This window comes from Micromonospora sp. NPDC005553 (genome assembly GCF_042871765.1).
GTDB lineage: Bacteria > Actinomycetota > Actinomycetes > Mycobacteriales > Micromonosporaceae > Micromonospora.
Map to the genome: position 1 here is coordinate 317710 of NZ_JBIAJD010000007.1, position 18469 is coordinate 336178.

19 protein-coding genes are annotated in these 18469 nt (G+C 70.4%); 9 read left to right on the plus strand and 10 right to left on the minus strand.

Annotated elements, in window-relative coordinates; all coding sequences use genetic code 11:
• Positions 1-16: 16 nt before the first annotated feature.
• The 5 genes from ACFYPG_RS28185 to ACFYPG_RS28205 form a co-directional block, all read right to left on the minus strand.
• Positions 17-709: a DUF4142 domain-containing protein gene (locus tag ACFYPG_RS28185; RefSeq protein WP_357230635.1), complete on the minus strand. Its 693-nt coding sequence runs from the start codon at positions 707-709 to the stop codon at positions 17-19.
• A 193-nt stretch (positions 710-902) separates the two neighbouring features.
• Positions 903-2534 carry a cytochrome b N-terminal domain-containing protein gene (locus ACFYPG_RS28190; RefSeq protein WP_387354385.1) on the minus strand — a complete coding sequence of 544 codons (1632 nt, stop codon included), beginning with the start codon at positions 2532-2534 and terminating at the stop codon, positions 903-905.
• Positions 2531-3619 carry a ubiquinol-cytochrome c reductase iron-sulfur subunit gene (locus tag ACFYPG_RS28195; RefSeq protein ID WP_387354386.1) on the minus strand — a complete coding sequence of 363 codons (1089 nt, stop codon included), beginning with the start codon at positions 3617-3619 and terminating at the stop codon, positions 2531-2533. Before ACFYPG_RS28195 ends, ACFYPG_RS28190 begins: the two co-directional genes overlap by 4 nt.
• A gap of 64 nt (positions 3620-3683) precedes the next feature.
• Positions 3684-4520: a cytochrome c gene (locus tag ACFYPG_RS28200; RefSeq protein WP_112671723.1), complete on the minus strand. Its 837-nt coding sequence runs from the start codon at positions 4518-4520 to the stop codon at positions 3684-3686.
• A 70-nt stretch (positions 4521-4590) separates the two neighbouring features.
• A complete protein-coding gene (locus tag ACFYPG_RS28205; RefSeq protein ID WP_091408043.1) occupies positions 4591-5190 on the minus strand; it encodes a heme-copper oxidase subunit III in 600 nt (199 codons plus the stop codon).
• Positions 5191-5298: 108 nt separating this feature from the next.
• Here ACFYPG_RS28205 and ACFYPG_RS28210 point away from each other — a divergent pair, with 108 nt between their 5' ends.
• From ACFYPG_RS28210 to ACFYPG_RS28225, 4 genes are all read left to right on the plus strand, one after another.
• Positions 5299-6219 (plus strand): cytochrome c oxidase assembly protein, encoded by a 921-nt coding sequence (locus tag ACFYPG_RS28210; RefSeq protein ID WP_387354387.1) that lies wholly within the window; start codon positions 5299-5301, stop codon positions 6217-6219.
• A 103-nt stretch (positions 6220-6322) separates the two neighbouring features.
• Positions 6323-6718, plus strand: a complete 396-nt coding sequence (locus tag ACFYPG_RS28215) for a hypothetical protein (RefSeq protein WP_091407513.1) — start codon at positions 6323-6325, stop codon at positions 6716-6718.
• A 91-nt stretch (positions 6719-6809) separates the two neighbouring features.
• Positions 6810-7859, plus strand: coding sequence for an anthranilate phosphoribosyltransferase (gene trpD / locus ACFYPG_RS28220; RefSeq protein ID WP_387354388.1), 1050 nt, complete (start codon positions 6810-6812; stop codon positions 7857-7859).
• 271 nt (positions 7860-8130) lie between these two features.
• A complete protein-coding gene (locus ACFYPG_RS28225) occupies positions 8131-8334 on the plus strand; it encodes a hypothetical protein (protein ID WP_387354389.1) in 204 nt (67 codons plus the stop codon).
• A 130-nt stretch (positions 8335-8464) separates the two neighbouring features.
• On the opposite strand, the gene ACFYPG_RS28230 is transcribed toward ACFYPG_RS28225, so the two are convergent.
• Positions 8465-8890 (minus strand): cytochrome c oxidase subunit 4, encoded by a 426-nt coding sequence (locus ACFYPG_RS28230; protein ID WP_355007746.1) that lies wholly within the window; start codon positions 8888-8890, stop codon positions 8465-8467.
• Positions 8891-8899: 9 nt separating this feature from the next.
• Entirely contained in the window at positions 8900-9871 is a 972-nt protein-coding gene (gene coxB, locus ACFYPG_RS28235; protein ID WP_266304854.1) for a cytochrome c oxidase subunit II, read from the minus strand.
• 407 nt (positions 9872-10278) lie between these two features.
• Here coxB and ACFYPG_RS28240 point away from each other — a divergent pair, with 407 nt between their 5' ends.
• Together ACFYPG_RS28240 and ACFYPG_RS28245 are read left to right on the plus strand one after the other, a co-directional pair.
• A complete protein-coding gene (locus tag ACFYPG_RS28240; RefSeq protein WP_387354390.1) occupies positions 10279-11430 on the plus strand; it encodes a cysteine desulfurase family protein in 1152 nt (383 codons plus the stop codon).
• The gene (locus ACFYPG_RS28245; protein ID WP_355007748.1) at positions 11427-11660 is read left to right on the plus strand and encodes a sulfurtransferase TusA family protein; all 234 of its coding nucleotides are present in this window, start codon (positions 11427-11429) and stop codon (positions 11658-11660) included. Before ACFYPG_RS28240 ends, ACFYPG_RS28245 begins: the two co-directional genes overlap by 4 nt.
• Positions 11661-12010: 350 nt before the next feature.
• Here ACFYPG_RS28245 and ACFYPG_RS28250 read toward each other — a convergent pair whose 3' ends face one another.
• The 3 genes from ACFYPG_RS28250 to ACFYPG_RS28260 all read right to left on the minus strand — a co-directional run bounded on the left by ACFYPG_RS28250 (position 12011) and on the right by ACFYPG_RS28260 (position 14852).
• Entirely contained in the window at positions 12011-12991 is a 981-nt protein-coding gene (locus ACFYPG_RS28250; protein WP_355007749.1) for a carbohydrate kinase family protein, read from the minus strand.
• A gap of 172 nt (positions 12992-13163) precedes the next feature.
• Positions 13164-13532, minus strand: coding sequence for an iron-sulfur cluster insertion protein ErpA (erpA, locus tag ACFYPG_RS28255; protein WP_091407494.1), 369 nt, complete (start codon positions 13530-13532; stop codon positions 13164-13166).
• A 180-nt stretch (positions 13533-13712) separates the two neighbouring features.
• A complete protein-coding gene (locus ACFYPG_RS28260) occupies positions 13713-14852 on the minus strand; it encodes a glycerate kinase (protein ID WP_387354421.1) in 1140 nt (379 codons plus the stop codon).
• A gap of 67 nt (positions 14853-14919) precedes the next feature.
• Here ACFYPG_RS28260 and nadA point away from each other — a divergent pair, with 67 nt between their 5' ends.
• The 3 genes from nadA (at position 14920) to ACFYPG_RS28275 (ending at position 18394) form a co-directional block, all read left to right on the plus strand.
• Positions 14920-16119 carry a quinolinate synthase NadA gene (gene nadA, locus ACFYPG_RS28265; RefSeq protein WP_357202858.1) on the plus strand — a complete coding sequence of 400 codons (1200 nt, stop codon included), beginning with the start codon at positions 14920-14922 and terminating at the stop codon, positions 16117-16119.
• 200 nt (positions 16120-16319) lie between these two features.
• Entirely contained in the window at positions 16320-17687 is a 1368-nt protein-coding gene (murA, locus tag ACFYPG_RS28270) for a UDP-N-acetylglucosamine 1-carboxyvinyltransferase (protein WP_247669761.1), read from the plus strand.
• A gap of 113 nt (positions 17688-17800) precedes the next feature.
• Positions 17801-18394, plus strand: coding sequence for a DUF3043 domain-containing protein (locus ACFYPG_RS28275; protein WP_355007751.1), 594 nt, complete (start codon positions 17801-17803; stop codon positions 18392-18394).
• The last annotated feature ends 75 nt before the right edge of the window (positions 18395-18469 follow it).

Consider the following 18469-nt stretch of genomic DNA (forward strand, 5'->3'; position numbering starts at 1 on the left):
TCTGCTTGTGGCTACGTCAGCTCTCGCTGGGAGCCGGTACCTCGGTGCTGCCACCGCCCGGAGCCGGCGACTCGGTGCCGGTGCCGCCCGGAGCCGGCGACTCGGTGACAGTGCCACCCGGAGCCGGCGACTCGGTGCCGGTGCCACCCGGGCTGGGCGTACCGCTGGCGCTGGTCTGCGGAACCGGGATGCCCAGCTTGTTGGCGAGCGCCACCAACTCGTCGTAGTGCGTCTGCAGCGTCGGAAGCGCCGTCTGCGCCAACTGGACTACCGACTGCTCGGAGCCCTGCGAGATCTCCGTCTGGGTGGCCTGGATGGCCTGGACGTGACCGGCCAGCTCACTGGTCACCCAGAGCCGGTCGAACTCCGCGCCGCTGGCGTTGTTCAGCTTGTCGATGACCGCCTGCTGATCGGCGCTGGGCTCGTTCGGCAGTTCCACCCCGAGCTGCGACGCGGTCTGCTGCACCGTCTGGTCGAGCTGGGTGTGGTCGGTCTTCAGCATCGCGCCCAGGTCCTTGACCCCCTGGTCGTGACCCTTCTGCTGAGCCAGGTCACCAGCGGTGATCTCGAACAGGTTGACCTGGTGTACCGCCTGCAGGTACTGGGTGTCCTGCGTTGACGGCTGTGCCGCGGCCTGCGCGGCCGCGGCCGGCGCGACACCGACAAGTACCAGCGCGGCCAACAGGCCGAGGCGTTTGATACCCAACATGCTTCCCCCCCTTGAGACGTTGGACCGCACGCATACCCGGCTCACCGGGGTTATTCCTGCGATCGCCCGTCGCGCGGCGTCGACCGGTCCCGTCAGAGCCGTCCGACTCCTGGCCGGATGGGTCGGGAGGGGTGGATACGTTGGGGCGCCCGCCGGAATCCGGCGGGCGCCCCTCAACGGTGTGACTGGGCGGTCAGCGGCGGCTCTCGCCGCTGCCGATCTCCTCGCGCTCGGGTCGGGCCTCGACCGGCGGGTGCCCCGGCGAGACCGGTGCCTCGACCGGCCTCTCGATCGGGTAGAAGAAGCCCCGGATGGCCGGGCCGAGAGCCCCCAGACGGTTCATCTTCTTGGGTACGACCCAGCCGACGTAGTCGAGTTGGCCGTGACCGTCCGCGTGCCCGTTGGACGCGCTGAGCGGCTGGTGCACCTCGACGAACCGGCCGTCCGGCAGGCGCCGGATGATGCCGGTCTCCACGCCGTGCGCGAGCACCTCCCGGTCGTGCTGCTGCAGACCCAGGCAGAGCCGGTAGGTGACGTAGTACGCCAGCGGCGGGACCACCAGCAGGCCGATGCGGCCCGCCCAGGTCATCGCGTTCAAGCTGATCTGGAACTTGTCGGCGATCACGTCGTTGGCGCCGGAGAGCGTCAGCACGATGTAGAACGAGACGGCCATGGCGCCGACGGCGGTCCGGGCCGGAACGTCCCGGGGACGCTGGAGCAGGTTGTGGCTCTTGCGGTCCTTGAGGTGCCGGGCTTCGAGGAACGGGTACATCGTCGACAGGCCCACCAGGATGCCGGGCAGCACGACAGTCGGCCAGAACAGCGGCGGGATGACGTACCCGTCGCCGAGCGGGATGTTGATTTCCCAGGCCGGCATGAGTCGGGTCGACCCGTCGAGGAACATGACGTACCAGTCGGGCTGGCTGGCGGCCGAGACCACCCACGCCTCGTACGGGCCGAACAACCAGATCGGGTTGATCTGGAACAGACCGCCCATCAGCGCGATGACGCCGAAGACGACCATGAAGAAGCCGCCCTGCTTCAGCGCGTACCGCGGGAACATCCGCTCGCCGACCACGTTGTTGTTGGTCCGGCCGGGGCCGGGCCACTGGGTGTGCTTCTGCTTGAAGACCAGACCCAGGTGGACGCTGATCAGCGCGACCAGCAGACCCGGGATGAGCAGCACGTGGGCGATGAAGAACCGGCTGATGATGATCGTGCCGGGGAACTCGCCGCCGAAGATCGACGAGGTGACCCAGGAGCCGACGACCGGGATGGACAGCATGATCGCCGAGGCGATCCGCAGACCGGTGCCGGACAGGCCGTCGTCCGGCAGCGAGTAGCCGCTGAAGCCGGCCAGGAAGCCCACCCAGAACAGCAGCGAACCGATGATCCAGTTGGTCTCGCGCGGCTTGCGGAAGGCGCCGGTGAAGAAGACCCGCAGCATGTGCACGACGATCGCGGCCATGAACAGCAGCGCCGACCAGTGGTGCATCTGCCGCATCACCAGACCGCCCCGGACATCGAACGAGATGTCCAGGCTGGAGGCGTACGCGGCGGACATCGGGGTGCCCTGCAACGGCGCATAGCTGCCGTCGTAGACCACCTCGGTCATCGCCGGCTCGAAGAAGAAGGTGAGGAACACACCGGTCAGCAGCAGCACGACGAACGAGAACAGCGCGATCTCGCCGAGCAGGAAGGACCAGTGGTCCGGGAAGACCTTGTTCAGCAGCTTGCGCAGCGGGGTGGCCACCGCGAAGCGGTCGTCCACTCCCACCGCTGCCTTGCCCGGCGTCGCCGCAAGGTCAAACTTTCGACGCTTCATGGCCGCTCCCAGAAATCAGGCCCGACGGTCTCGGTGAAGTCGGACTTCGCCACGAAGAAGCCCTCGGAGTCCACCTCGATCGGCAGCTGCGGCAGCCGCCGGCTGGCGGGGCCGAAGACTGGCCGGGCGTTGTCGGTGATCAGGAACTGGGACTGGTGGCACGGGCAGAGCAGCCGGTTCGTCTGCTGCTCGTACAGGCTGGCCGGGCATCCCGCGTGCGTGCAGATCTTGGAGAACGCCGCGTAGTTGCCCCACATGTAGTCGCCGTGGCCGATCTTCTCGTTGGCCCGGCGCGACTCCTGTGCGTCCGAGTCGCGGAGGTGGATCAACAGCGTCGGCGAGTCGGCGTGCTTGTTGCTCACACCGTGGTCGATGCCGGGGAAGACGGTGATCTGCCCACCGGTGCTGACGTCCGCCGGACGGACCGGACGGCCGTCCTCGCGGACCAGGCGGATCCGCTCGCCGCCCTCGGCCGTGGCGAACCCGGTGGTGAACATCTGGTTGTTCTTGTGCGGCTGCGAGATCAGGCCGCCGACCAGCGGCGCCGCGGCGACCGCGGCGACCGGCGCGAGACCGGCCAGCAGCGAGATGCCGAGCAGGGGCCGACGCTTCACGCCCAGCTCGTCCGCCATGTAGAGCATGGTCTGGCCGGTGATGGTGCGGCCTTCGGAGTCCACCTGGCCCTCGTGCCGGTCCTGGATCGAGACCTCCTTGGGCAGCAACTTCTTGCCCCAGGTCAGGATGCCGAAGCCGACGGCGAGCAGGGCTACGCCGAGGGTGAAGCCGAGCAGGGGGGTGTAGAACTTGTCGCCGCCCCGTCCCGCCTCGTACTGCCACGGCCACCAGATGTAGATGGCCAGGAAGGCGGTCGCGGCCAGGCCGGTGATCAGGAAGAAGCCGGCGACCACCCGGGTCAGCCGACGCTCCGCCTTGGTGCCCGGCAGCACCTGCGGCTCGTAGTGGACGATCTCGATGTCGTCCCGACGAGCGCCCTCACGAACGATGTCGAACCGGGTGAGCCTGGGGTCGTTCACGTCGAGCGGCTCCGGGCCCTGTGAGGCCTGGTGCTCGGGGTGGGTGCTCATGCCGTCACCTCGCTACGGGTGGCGCCGAGCGGCACCACAGCACTGAATCGGATGGCCTGCTCGATCACGACTTACCCGCGATCCACAGGCTGGCGAAGACGAGCGCGACGATGCCGATCAGGAAGATCGCCAAACCCTCGGTGGACGGGCCGTACCGTCCGAGGTTGAACCCACCCGGGTCCTGGTCGTGCTTCAGCGTCTCCTGGATGTAGGCGATGATGTCGGCCTTCTGCTCCGGCCGGAGCTGGTTGTCGCCGAACACCGGCATGTTCTGCGGGCCGCTCAACATCGCCGCGTAGATCTGGCGGTCGGTCGCGGGGTGCAGGCTCGGGGCGAACTTGCCCGAGGAGAGCGCACCACCGCCGCCACCGAAGGCGTGGCACTGCGAGCAGTTGATCCGGAACAGCTCACCGCCGGCGGCGATGTTGCCGTCCTCGCGGAGGTCGTCACCCTCGGGCACGACCGGGCCGCCGCCAAGCTCCTGGATGTACTGGGCCAGCTGACGGGTCTGCTCGTCAGTGAAGACCGGGGGCTTGCGGTGCGCCTGGGCCTCCTGGCGGGCCAGCGGCATCCGCCCGGAGCTGACCTGGAACTCGACCGATGCCGCGCCCACGCCGATCAGGCTCGGCCCGCGGCCCTCGACGCCCTGGGCGTTGCGGCCGTGGCAGGTCACGCAGCTCACGTCGAACAGCGCCTTGCCCTCGGCGGCGGCGCCGGTCAGCTGCGGGTTGTCCTGCGCCTGGGCGCCCGGAGCGAAGACGGTGTACGCGCCACCGGCGAGCATCAACGCGGCGATCAGCCGGACCGCGGCGCCCAGCCGGCGGCGGCCCCTGCTGCGCGCGGCGGGCCGCTCGCGCAACCGCGCGAGCAGACCGCGTCGGCGGTCGTTGTCAGAAGTCATGAGCGGTGTCCTTAACCGGTTGGACCTGTCTCAGGGGACGGAGCAGCAGCGCGGAATGTGACGCGCAAGATCACTGGAGCCAGTAGATCATGGCGTACAGCCCGATCCACACGACGTCGACGAAGTGCCAGTAGTACGACACGACGATCGCCGAGGTCGCCTGCGCCGGAGTGAACCGGCCCATGGTCGTACGGACCATGAAGATGATGAAGGCGATCAGACCGCCGGTCACGTGCAGGCCGTGGAAGCCGGTGGTCAGGTAGAACACCGACCCGTACCCGTCTCCGTTGATCTTGATGCCGTCGGCGACCAGGTGCCGGTACTCGTTCAGCTGGCCGAGGACGAAGATCAGGCCCATCACGAAGGTGACGGTGAACCAGCGCCGCAGCGCGTGCACGTCACCCTTTTCCGCCGCGAAGACGCCGAGCTGGCACGTCACCGAGGACAGCACCAGGATCACCGTGAAGGTGGTCGCGTACGGGATGTTCAGCGCTTCGGTGTGCTTCTCCCATTGCTCCGGCGCAGCCGCGCGGATGGAGAAGTACATCGCGAACAACGCCGCGAAGAACATGAGTTCACTGGAGAGCCACACGATCGTCCCGACGCTGACCATGTTTGGTCGCGTCAGAGAGTGGATCCGGCTCTTGTCAATGGCTGGGGCCGCAGTCACGCCGTCATTATTGCCCCTGACCGGGGCCGCCGATCAGCGGGGTGGCAAACCTGCGCCTTCCGTGGCCCGAGCGTCAGGGTCCGGTTCGCCTGGCCTAGCCTGAAAAGCGTGCTGCACGTCGATCCGATCTTCGCCGCCACCTCGGCCCCGCCGCCGTTCACCGTCGGCGCGGTGCTGACCGAGACCCGGCTGGACAGCTGGCTGGCCCTCGGCCTGGTGCTCGCCGCCGGCCTGTACCTCTACGGGGTGTACCGGCTGCGCCTACGCGGCGACCGCTGGCCGATCACCCGTACCGTGTTCTTCCTCGGCCCCGGCCTGGGCGGCATCGCGCTCGTCACGGTCAGCGGACTGCACGCGTACGACACCGCGCTGCTGTCCGTGCACATGATCCAGCACATGGTGCTGTCCATGGTGGCGCCGATCTTCCTGGCCCTGGGCGCGCCGATGACCCTGGCCCTGCGCACCCTGCCGGTCGGGCCGCGCAAGCGCCTGCTCGCGATCGTGCACAGCCGTGTCGCCCGGGTCTACAGCTTCCCGCTGGTGGCGTTCGCCATCTTCGTGGTCAACCCGTTCGTGCTGTACTTCAGTGACCTGTACCGCTACACCCTCGAACACGCCTGGGCGCACGAGCTGGTGCACGCGCACTTCATCATGACCGGCTGCGTGTTCTTCTGGCCGCTGCTCGGCCTCGACCCGCTGCCCGGCCGCTGGCCGTACCCGGCGCGTGCGCTGCTGATGCTGCTCTCCGTGCCGTTCCACACAGTGCTCGGCCTCACCATCATGCAGAGCAGCACGCTCTTCGGCGGCGACTGGTACCCGTCGCTCAACCTCGGTTGGTCCGACCCGTGGCAGGACCAGGTGGTCGCCGGCGGCATCCTCTGGGCCGGTGGCGAATTCGTCAGTGTGACCATGCTCGCGGTGCTGGTGGTGCAGTGGGTCAAGCAGTCCGAGCGGGAGGCCCGGCGGGTGGACCGCGAGCTGGACCGCCAGGAGGCCCGCGAACGCGCAGCCGACGCCGCGCCCGCCTGAGCTGCCCGGACGGCACGCCCCGACGCGCGACGTCGGGCGGGATGTCGGCTACGTCACGCCGACCGGTACGATCTGCGGGCAGCTACGAGGTGGGAGTTCCGGCATGACCGATCGTCTTTGCACCGTGTTGCTCTACAGCGACGACCCGCAGGTCCGTGATCGGATGCGGATGGCCGTCGGCACCCGGCCCGCTCCCGGTCTGCAGATCGAGTTCGTCGAGGCGTCGACCTACGCGGAGACCATCCGACTGGTCGACGACTACGAGATCGACCTGCTGCTGCTCGACGGTGAGGCGAGCCCGGGCGGCGGCATCGGCATCGCCCGGCAGGTCAAGGACGACCGGGACGACGCTCCCCCGACCTGCCTGGTGATCGCCCGCGCCGCCGACCGATGGCTCGCCGCGTACGCCGAGGTCGACGCGACGCTGGTGCACCCGCTCGACCCGGTGACCACCGGCGGCACGGTGGCCGAGCTGCTGCGGACGCACGCACCCGCCTGACGTCCCCCGCTCCTCCGGCACCCCCACGGCGCCGGATCTCGTCGGCGCCGGTTCCAGCCCACCCGCACTTCGCATGCTCGGGAGGCCCGCCATGGGCGATCGGACCTGGCCGCACCTGCTCAACGCGCTGCTGCGCGGTGACGAACTCTCCACCGCCGACACCGCCTGGGCGATGGACGAGATCATGACCGGCTCGGCGAGCGCGGCGCAGATCGCCGCCTTCGCCGTAGCGCTGCGGGCCAAGGGTGAGACGCCCGCCGAGCTGGCCGGCCTGGTGGAGGCGATGCTCGGTCGCGCGGTCCCGGTGGCGCTCCCCGAGGAGCTGCGCCGCACCGCGCTCGACGTGGTCGGCACCGGCGGTGACCTCGCCCACACGGTGAACATCTCCACGATGACGGCGCTGGTGGTCGCCGGCACGGGCGTCCGTGTCGTAAAGCACGGCAACCGGGCCGCCTCCTCCCTGTGCGGCACCGCCGACCTGCTGGAATTCCTCGGCATCCCGCTGGATCTCGGCCCGGAGCAGGTCGCCCGCTGTGTCGAGGAGGCCGGCATCGGGTTCTGCTTCGCTGCCCGCTTCCACCCCGGGATGCGGCACGCCGGCCCGGTCCGCCGCGAGGTGGGCGTGCCCACCTTCTTCAACTTCCTCGGCCCGCTGACCAACCCGGCCCGCCCCCGGGCCGGCGCGGTGGGTTGCTTCGACCTGCGGATGGCCCCGGTCATGGCCAGCGTGTTCGCGGCCCGTGGCGACTCGGCGATCGTGATGCGCGGCGAGGACGGGCTGGACGAGTTCACCACTGCCGCCCCCACCCGGATCTGGGCGGCCCAGGGCGGCACCGTACGCGAGGTCGTGCTGGACGCGACGGACCTGGGGGTACCCCGGTCCACCCTGGCGGACCTGCGCGGCGGTGACGCCGCGTACAACGCGGGTGTGGCTCGTCGCCTGCTGGCCGGCGAGAAGGGCCCGGTCCGGGACGCGGTGCTGGTCAACGCGGCGGCGGCGCTGGCCACCCAGGGCCCGCTGGACGGCGACCTGACCGAGGCGTTGGGCGCCGGCCTGGCCCGTGCCGCCGAGTCGATCGACTCCGGCGCGGCCGCCGCCACCCTGGACCGCTGGATCGCCACCGCCAACGCCGCCGTCTGACCTCAGCACCACCGGACCCGGCGTCGCCGTCCGCAGGCGGAGCCTTGGGCGTGATCAACTCGGATTCCTCGAATCCGTGGTGTCAGGGCCGCTCCAATGCCCCGACTTCATCGAAGTCGTGTGGATCACGCGCGGATGCTGGCGAGCGGACGACGGTGCGCGGAGATTTGTCGGACCCGTCTGGGAAACTACAGCTGAGTAGTTTTCTGCTGCCGTCGGTGTGTCACTGTCGCATCCGGGGGCGGTTCGCCTGACGTGAGAGGAGACGCCCGTGTCGCACCGCGATCTCTACTGCGACGTCTGTGAGGGCGTGGCGCCGTTCGAGCCGCCGCCCTGCGTCGACGGCCACGGCACCGACTGTCCCGAGCTGATCTGCACCGGCTGCGGCGCCGCCGTGGTGGTCAGCGCGTTCGCCGTCCCGGTCACCCGGTTGGCAGCCCGCCGCCGCCAGCCCGTCCACCGCCGCGCCGCCTGACCGCAGGCACCGCCCGAGCGCAGCACCGCAGGCCCACCCCGGGCGGGGTGGCGCATGACCGAAGGCCCGCTCCCCCACTCGGGGAACGGGCCTTCGTCGTGCGGGTCGGTCGCGACGGCGACCGGGTGGGTCAGTGCTCGGCGGTACGCCGGGTGCCGCTGTAGTACTCGAACAGGAGCCCACAGGCGGAGAAGACGACGGCCAGCAGGCCGGCACCGATCAGCCAGTACTGCCAGAACACCAAGCCGAGCGCGGCGATCGCGGCGGCCAGCGCCAGACCGAACGGCCAGTAGCTGCCCGGGCTGAAGAAGCCGACCTCACCGGCGCCGTCGGCGATCTCGGCGTCCGGACGGTCCTCCGGGCGCAGGTCGATGCGGCGGGAGACGAACCAGAAGAAGCCACCGCACATCGAGCAGAGCAGGAACGACAGCAGCAGGGCGACGGTGCCGACCCACTCGATGCCGCCCGACGCACCGTTCGTCCAGGCACCGTAGAGGATCGTGGCGCCGAAGAGGAACCCGGCGATGATCAGGAAGATACGCCACTCGGTCTTCATGCGGCTGCCTCAGCTTCCCGTGCGGGCCGGAACGTCGTCCGGGTTGAAGTTGTCCTGCGTCCGCCGCGTGTCAAACGGCTGCGTGGTCGTCGCGTACGGCTGCTCACCGATCGCCGACAGCGCATCCTGGGTGGACTTGCCGCTCTGCTTGGCCGCGAGGAACTGGTCGTACTTCTCCGGCGAGACAACCCGCAGCTCGAAGTTCATGAACGCGTGGTAGCTGCCGCACAGTTCGGCGCAGCGCCCGACGTAGGCGCCCTCGGCGTCCAGGCTCGAGACCTCGAACACGTTGCGGATCTTGCCCGGCATGACGTCCCGCTTGAAGAGCAGCTCCGGCACCCAGAACGAGTGGATGACGTCGCGGCTGGTCTCCTCGAACCGGATGGACCGGTTGGTCGGCAGCACAAGCACCGGGATGACCTCGCTGGTGCCGAGCGTCGACGCGGTGGTGCGGGCTTCCGTGCCCTGGCCGTCCCGGTAGTTGAACTGCCAGTTCCACTTGAACGCGACGACCTCGACCGTGACGTCCGGGTTCTTCGACAACTTGTCGACGTCGGTCTGCACGATCGCCGTGTAGTAGAAGAGCACGGAGACGATCAGGATCGGCGCGATGGTGTAGAGGAACTCCATCGGCATGTTGTAACGGGTCTGCACCGGCAGCGCGTTGCCACGCTTGCGGTAGCGCACGACGCACCAGAAGATCAGGCCCCACACGAAGACGCCGACCGCGAGCGCGGCGATGCAGGAGGCGATCCACAGGTCGTACATCCGCTTGGACTCCGGCGAGATGCCGCCCTGCGGCCAGCCGAAGCCGTGGAACGTCTGACCGACGTCACAGCCCGTGAGCAGAACCAGCAACGCCACGCCACCGAGACCGAGCCCGGCCAGGCGACCAGCACCACGCCCCCGGCGTCCACCAACCCCTGGGGAAGCGCTGTGCCGTACGGCCGACGGCCGTACCTCCGAACTCCTTGCGACCACCTGGTCCTGCCTCCCTAGCGCGCCGCGGTGCGTCTTTCCTCAGCACCCGCGGCAAAGGCGTCACCGACGGTCGCAGATTACTCGACCATGACGGACTCGGCCGTGGTGGGGTCACTGTCCGACCCCCATCGGGGGGATCCTAGGCATACCGCCGCGATAGCGTCTTGGTCTGTGAGCGCGAGGAGTGAGCCGGGGTTGCGAGCCCCGCAGCCGCGAACGAAGGCGGGTCTGTGAGCGCGAGGAGTGAGCCGGGGTTGCGAGCCCCGCAGCCGCGAACGAAGGCGGGTCTGTGAGCGCGAGGAGCGAGCCGGGGTCGCGAGCCCCACAGTCGCGAACAAAGGCAGGTCTGTGAGCGCGAGGAGCGAGCCGGGGTCGCGAGCCCCACAGTCGCGAACGAAGGCGGGTCTGTGAGCGCATCCCCGGTCTACCTGGACGCGGCGACCGCCGCGCCGATGCATCCGGTCGCGCGGCAGGCTCTGCTGGCCGCGCTCGACGACGGCTGGGCCGATCCGGGCAAGCTGTATACGCAGGCCCGCCGGGCCCGGCAACTGCTCGACGCCGCCCGCGAGGCCACCGCGGTGACGCTCGGCGTCCGCGCCGATGAGGTCTCCTTCACCCCCAGCGGTACGACCGCGGCCCACGGCGCGGTCCTCGGCGGCCTGGCGGGGCGACGCCGGGTCGGGTCGACGCTGGTGCACTCGGCGATCGAGCACTCGGCAGTGCTGCACGCTGCGGAACGGCACGTCGGCGCTGGCGGGACGGCCGCCGCGGTGCCGGTCGACCGGTTGGGCCGGCTGGACCTGACCGCGTGGTCGACCGCCGTTCGGGCCCCTGGGGTCGCGCTGGCCGTGTTGATCAGCGCCAGTCACGAGGTGGGGACGGTGCAGCCGGTCGCCGAGGCGGCGGCGGCCTGCGCCGACGTGGGTGTGCCGCTGTACGTGGACGCGGCACAGTCGGTGGGCCGGGTGCCTCTGCCGACCGGCTGGTCGGTGCTCACGGCGAGCGCACACAAGTGGGGTGGCCCACCCGGCGTGGGGGTGCTGGCGGTCCGCAAGGGCACTCGCTGGGAGTCACCCTGGCCGGCCGACGAGCGGGAGAGCGGACGTACCCCCGGGGTGGTGAATCTGCCGGCGGTCGTGGCGGCGGCGGCGAGCCTGCGGGCGGCGGCGGCCGAGGCGGCGGCCGAGGCGACCCGGTTGACGGCCCTGGTGGAGCGGGTCCGGGAGCGGGTCGCGGCGGAGGTGCCCGACGTGGAGGTGGTCGGCGATCCGGTGCTCCGGCTCCCGCACCTGGTCACCTTCTCCTGCCTGTACGTGGACGGGGAGGCCTTGCTGCACGCCCTGGACCGGCGGGGCTTCGCCGTGTCGTCCGGTTCGTCCTGCACCTCGTCCACGTTGCGTCCGTCGCACGTGTTGGAGGCGATGGGAGTGCTCTCGCACGGCAACGTGCGGGTCAGCCTGCACCGGGAGACGACCGAGGCGGACGTGGAGCGGTTCCTTACCGAGCTGCCGGGGATCGTCGCCGGGCTGCGCGCCGAGGCCGGGGTGGTGGGGCTGTGACACCGCCCGACGAGGTGATCGACTGCCGGGGGCAACGCTGCCCGCTGCCGGTGATCGCTGCGGCGCGACGGATGCCCGAGGTGCCGGTCGGCACTGTGGTCCGCGTACTGGCCGACGACCCGGCAGCGGCTGTCGACATCCCCGCCTGGTGCCGGATGCGCGGCCAGGAGTTCCTCGGCTCGGTCACCGGCCCGGACGGCCCCGCCTACGACATCCGCCGAACCCAGTAACCCCACCCTCCGCCGCACCCCTACCCCGCTCCCCCACACCCCCACACCCGGCACCCCGCACCCCGCACCCGGCACCCGGCACCCGGCGTCGATCATGGAGTTGTGGTGGTGAACAAAAGCCCCATGAGGCGACTATCCAGCCACCGCAACTCCATGATCGACGCGGGTAGAGGCGGGGCAGCGCGGGCTGAGGCTTCGTCCCTACACCCCGCCCTACCTCACCCTCGCGATCTTGCAGTTTCTGCACGGACAAACGCGCACCGAAGCCGCGAAACGGCAACAGAAAGTGCAAGATCGCGGGGCCGAGGGCCGGGGGCCGGGGCGAGGAGCGAGGGGCGAGGGCGGGGCGGCTAGGCCGGGAGGAGGTGGGGGCGGACCTCTTCTGCCGCAGCGTCGCCGTAGGACTCGGCGAGGCGCTTGACGAACAGGTCACGGCGGACGTCGTACTCCTGGGTGCCGACGGTCTCCAGGACCAGCGTGGCCAGCAGCGAGCCGACCTGGGCGGCGCGTTCCAGGCCCAGGCCCCAGGAGAGCGCGGTGAAGAAGCCGGCCCGGAAGCCGTCGCCGACGCCGGTCGGGTCGACCGCCCGGATCTCCCGCGCGATCGGTACGTGGATCGGGTCGATGCCGCGCCCGGCGATCTCCACACCGTGCTTGCCCAGCGTGGTGACCCGCACCTTGACCAGGTCCAGCAGTTGGTCGTCGCTGAGCTGCGCCTTGCTCTGCAGCAGCGACTTCTCGTAGTCGTTGGTCATCAGGTACTCGGCGCCTTCGATCAGCGCCACCACGTCCTCGCCGGGCATCCGGGCGAGCTGCTGGGACGGGTCGGCGGCGAAGGCGTACCCGCGGGTGCGGCACTCGGCCGAGTGGCGCAGCATCGCCTCGGGGTCGTTCGCGCCGACCAGCACCAGGTCCAGACCGCCGAGCCGGTCGGCGACCGGGGCCAGCTCGATGTTGCGGGCCTCGCTCATCGCACCTGCGTAGAACGACGCGATCTGGCACATGTCGGTGTCGGTGGTGCAGACGAAGCGGGCGGTGTGCGCCACCTCGCTGATGTGCACCGAGTCGCAGTCCACACCGTGGCGCTCCAGCCAGGAGCGGTAGTCGGCGAAGTCGGCGCCGACCGCGCCGAGCAGCACCGGGCGCAGCCCGAGCTGACCCATCCCGAAGGAGATGTTCGCCGCCACGCCGCCGCGGCGGAGCACCAGGTCGTCCACCAGGAAGGAGAGGGACACCTTGTGCAGTTGATCGGCGATGAGCTGGTCGGCGAAGCGACCGGGGAAACTCATCAGGTGATCGGTGGCGATCGAGCCGGTGACGGCGATCTTCATGTCAACCCTCAGGGTCGGGAGCAGGGCGCGGTCAGCCTACCGGGACGGCAACGCGATGGTCACCGGCAACCAGCCCGCCACGGCCCGCTCCCGGACCGGTGCGACAGCCGACCGGTACGGCGATGGGGCCGTCCCGAAGAACGGCCCCATCGTCGCTGACGTGTGGTGTGACTCAGTTGAACGAGTCACCGCAGGCGCAGGAGCTGCCCGCGTTGGGGTTGTCGATGGTGAAGCCCTGGGCGTCGATCCGGTCGGCGAAGTCGATCGTCGCGCCGGAAAGGTACGGGGCGCTCATCCGGTCGACGACGACCTCGACACCACCGAAGTCGGTCACGACGTCACCGTCGAGCGAACGCTCGTCGAAGAAGAGCTGGTACCGCAGGCCGGAGCAGCCGCCCGGCTGCACGGCGACGCGGAGCCGCAGGTCGTCGCGGCCCTCCTGCTCGATCAGGGCCTTGACCTTCTGCGCCGCGACGTCGGTGAGGACGACGGAAGTAGGGGCCTTGGCCTCGGTCGACTCGGTCTGCGCTGGTGTGGTCACGTGGAAGTCTCCCTGCGCGGTTTGGGTCCGGACGCACTGGCCAACGTCGCGCGTCGTCCAGTGATTCCCGGTTGTGGTCCTCAACCGATCGTACGCCGCCTTGGCCGGGCCCACCCGCGTGGCGTGACCCCCGCCGCAGGTCGGCCCCGGTCGAGGCGGGCGCACGGGCGGCCGGAACGCTCAGCGGCTCCACTGCCGGGCCAGCCGGGCCCCCAGCTCGCGCAGCCCCTCGGCGGGCCGGCTCAGCGCCGCGTCGAGCCCGCCGGTCTCCTCGCCGCCGAAGTGCTCCACCAGGCTGTACGCGTCGGTCACCCCGGCCGAGGCAGCCTCCCGCCGGCCGGTGCTCACCTGCCCGGCCACCACCACGCAGGGCACTCCCCGGTCGCGGGCGGCGCCGGCCACCCCGGCGACGACCTTGCCACGCAGCGACTGGTGGTCGAACGACCCCTCGCCGGTGATCACCAGGTCGGCGGTGTCCAGCGCGGCGTCGAGACGGGTGGCCCGGGTGACCAGGCCGATCCCCGACTCGCAGTCGCCGCCCAGGGCGAGGAGCGCCGCGCCGATGCCGCCGGCGGCCCCGCCCCCGGGCAGCGCGCCGAGCCCCGCCGGGCAGCCGGCCAGCTCCTCTTCCAGCACCGCCGCGAAACGCTCCAGGGCCGCGTCGAGCAGTAACACGTCGGCGCGGTCGGCGCCCTTCTGCGGGCCGAACACGTTGCTGGCGCCGTGCAGGCCGAGCAGGGGGTTGTCCACGTCGGTGGCCGCGACCAGCCGGACGCCACGCAGCCGGGGCGCGCCGTCCAGCGCGTCGACGGCGGCGAGCGCCGCCCCGCCGTACGGCAGAGCGGCGCCGCCCTGGTCGAGGGGGGTCACGCCCAGCGCGGCGAGCATTCCCGCTCCGGCATCGTTGGTGGCGGAGCCACCCAGCCCGATCACCACGGTGCGGGCACCGCTCTCCACGGCGGCGGCCACCAACAGACCCAGCCCGTACGAGGTGGTGGTCTTCGGGTCGCGCTCGGCCGGGGAGAGCAGGTGCAGCCCGCACGCCTGCGCGCTCTCCAGGTAGGCGGTCGAGCCGTCGGCGGTGAGCAGGATCTCACCGGCCGCCGGCCGGCCCAGCGGATCGACCGTCGACACCGGTACCCGCCGGCCACCGAGGGCCTCGGCGAGCACCTCCACGAAGCCCGGTCCGCCGTCGGCGAGCGGTCGGATCAGCAGATCGTCTCCGTCGGTGACGGTGCGCCAACCGGCGGCGACGGCGGCGGCCACCTCCGGTGCGGACAGGGTGCCGGCGAACTTGTCCGGGCAGAGCAGCACGCGCATGCCGAGCAGTGTGGCAGCCCACACCGAGCGAGGCTGCGTCGCGCTCGCGCTGTGGGACCATGGCTACGTGACTTCGACCTGGGTGGAACCCTCCAACACGGCGACGGCTCTGCTGCTGCTCGGCCGGGGCAGCGACCCCGATACCGAGCGCGGTGTCGAGTGTCCGGGCGACCTGCCGGCGCCCAGCGATCCGGATCTGGTGGCCCGTGCCACCGCCGCGAAGGCGAAGCTGGGCAGCAAGGTCTTCGTGCTGGGGCACCACTACCAGCGCGACGAGGTGATCCAGTTCGCCGATGTGACGGGCGACTCGTTCAAGCTGGCCCGGGAGGCCGCGGCCCGCCCGGACGCGGAGTACATCGTCTTCTGCGGCGTGCACTTCATGGCCGAGAGCGCGGACATCCTCACCACGAGCACCCAGCGGGTGATCCTGCCGGACCTCGCGGCGGGTTGCTCGATGGCCGACATGGCCGTGCTGGGCCAGGTCGAGGCCGCGTGGGACACGCTGACCGAGCTGGGCATCGCCGGCGACACGGTCCCGGTGACGTACATGAACTCCTCGGCCGACATCAAGGGTTTCGTGGGCCGCAACGGCGGCGTGGTCTGCACCTCCTCCAACGCCAAGCGCGCCCTGGACTGGGCCTTCGAGCAGGGGTCGAAGGTGCTCTTCCTGCCGGATCAGCACCTGGGCCGTAACACCGCTGTGCTGGAGATGGGCCTGTCGCTGGACGACTGCGTGCTCTACGACCCGCACAAGCCCGGTGGCGGGCTCACCCCGGAGCAGCTGCGCGACGCCAAGATGATCCTGTGGCGGGGGCACTGCTCGGTGCACGGCCGGTTCACCCTGGAGAGCGTCAACGACGTACGGGAGCGGGTGCCCGGGGTCAACGTCCTGGTCCACCCGGAGTGCCGGCACGAGGTGGTCACAGCCTCCGACTACGTCGGGTCCACCGAATACATCATCAAGACCATCGAGGCGGCTCCGGCCGGCTCGGCGTGGGCGCTCGGCACCGAGCTCAACCTGGTCCGCCGGCTCGCGCTGGCGCACCCGGACAAGCAGATCATGTTCCTGGACAAGGCCGTCTGCTACTGCTCGACGATGAACCGGATCGATCTGCCGCACCTGGTCTGGGCCCTGGAGGAGCTGGTCGCGGGCCGGGTGGTCAACCAGATCACGGTGGACGCCGACACCGCTCACCACGCCCGGGTGGCGCTTGATCAGATGCTCGCGTTGCCCGGCGCGGACACCCCGCCGCCGACGGTGTCCTGATCACGATCCGTAGCGCTCTTGGTACGCAAAAGTGCCGGATCACCGATTAATGCCACACACGCCGATGTGACCGAGTCCTTTTTCGTCACCGAGGGCTATGCTGCCCAAGCGACGACACACGCGAGCCGTTTCGATGTGGCCGCATTCGGGGTAGCGACGACGTTCAGGCACCCCACCATCAACACAGCAGCACCGACGCGCTGGAGGTTGCGTTGACCGACGACGTCCTGGTTGTGCACGGAGGTACTCCGCTCGAAGGGCGGATCCGCGTGCGCGGCGCGAAGAACCTCGTTTCGAAGGCGATGGTCGCCGCGTTGCTCGGCGACAGCCCGAGCCGGCTGTTCGACGTGCCGAAGATCCGCGATGTCGAGGTGGTGCGAGGTCTGCTCGGCCTGCACGGCGTCAAGGTCACCGACGGCACCGAGGACGGCGAGCTCGTCTTCGACCCGGCGAACGTGGAGAGCGCCAGCACCGACCAGATCAACGTGCACGCCGGTTCCAGCCGGATCCCGATCCTGTTCTGCGGTCCGCTGCTGCACCGCCTCGGGCACGCGTTCATCCCGGATCTGGGCGGCTGCCACATCGGCCCGCGTCCGATCGACTTCCACCTCCAGGCGCTGCGCGAGTTCGGCGCGACTGTCGAGAAGCGGCCCGAGGGGTTGCACCTCTCCGCGCCGAACGGGCTGCACGGCACCAAGTTCGCCCTGCCGTACCCGAGCGTCGGCGCCACCGAGCAGGTGCTGCTGACCGCCGTGATGGCCGAGGGCGTCACCGAGCTGCGTAACGCCGCGGTGGAGCCGGAGATCATCGACCTGATCTGCATCCTGCAGAAGATGGGCGCGATCATCAAGGTCCACACCGACCGGGTGATCGAGATTCAGGGCGTGCCCAAGCTGCACGGCTACACCCACCGGCCGATCCCGGACCGGATCGAGGCGGCGAGCTGGGCGGCCGCCGCCCTGGCCACCCGCGGTCACGTCGAGGTGCTGGGCGCTCAGCAGGCCGACATGATGACCTTCCTGAACATCTTCCGCTCGGTCGGCGGCGAGTACGAGGTCACCGACGCCCGCGCGCCGAAGCTGGGCGACCCGGGTCAGGAGGGCGGCATCCGCTTCTGGCACCCGGGTGGCGAGCTGAACGCGGTGGCGCTGGAGACCGACGTGCACCCCGGCTTCATGACCGACTGGCAGCAACCGCTGGTCGTGGCGCTGACCCAGGCGCGCGGCCTGTCGATCGTCCACGAGACGGTCTACGAGCAGCGGTTGGGCTACACCGAGGCGCTCAACTCGATGGGCGCCAACATCCAGGTCTACCGGGACTGCCTCGGCGGCACGCCGTGCCGCTTCGGCCGGCGCAACTTCAAGCACTCCGCCGTGATCGCCGGGCCGAGCAAGCTGCACGCCGCCGACCTGGTCATCCCGGACCTGCGGGCCGGGTTCAGCCACCTGATCGCGGCGCTCGCGGCCGAGGGCACCTCCCGGGTGTACGGCGTGGACCTGATCAACCGGGGCTACGAGGACTTCGAGGCGAAGCTCGCCGACCTGGGCGCGCACGCCGAGCGTCCGTAACGTCGCTCACCCTTCGTTCGGCTACGACGGCTCCAGGTCGCGCTGCGACCTGGAGCCGTCGGTCGCTGTACCGCGATGTGCACCGGGCGCGGACCGTTGGCTACCCTTGCCGCGTGCCGTCGCTCTTTCGCCGCAAGTCCACCGACCTCGTCGACGAGGCCGTCACCTCGGTGACCCCCGAGGAGACCGCTGAGCGCTCCCGGGGTTACACCCCGGCCAAGGGTCGGGAGACGCCCAAGCGGCCGACCGTCGGCCGTCGGCCGGCCGGCCCCACGCGTCCCCTCACCAAGGAGGAGGAGCGGGAGCGCCGCCGGCAACTGCGCGCCGAGGCGGCGTCGGAGTTCCGCCGCGAGGGTGGCCCCCGCGACCGTGGCCCGGAGCGGCTGCTGGCCCGCAACGTGGTCGACTCCCGGCGTACCGTCGGCACCTGGTTCTTCGGCGGCGCGCTGATCGTGCTGGTCGGGTCGAACGCGGCCATGCCGCCGGTGGTCCGGCTGATCTCCAACGTGCTCTGGGGAGCGCTGGCGCTGGGTGTGGTCGTCGACTCGGTGCTGATCTGCCGCAAGATCAGCAAGTTGGTCCGGGAGCGCTTCCCGAAGACCGACCAGCGGATGGGCTCGCTCTTCCTCTACGCGGTCATGCGGTCGATCACCTTCCGCCGGATGCGCGCTCCGGCGCCCCAGGTCAAGCTGGGCGACAAGGTCTGACCCGAAGGCGGGCTGTCCCACACCTCCAAGATCTGCGCACCATCAGCGAAACTGCTGCCTCAGATATCTGCGAGG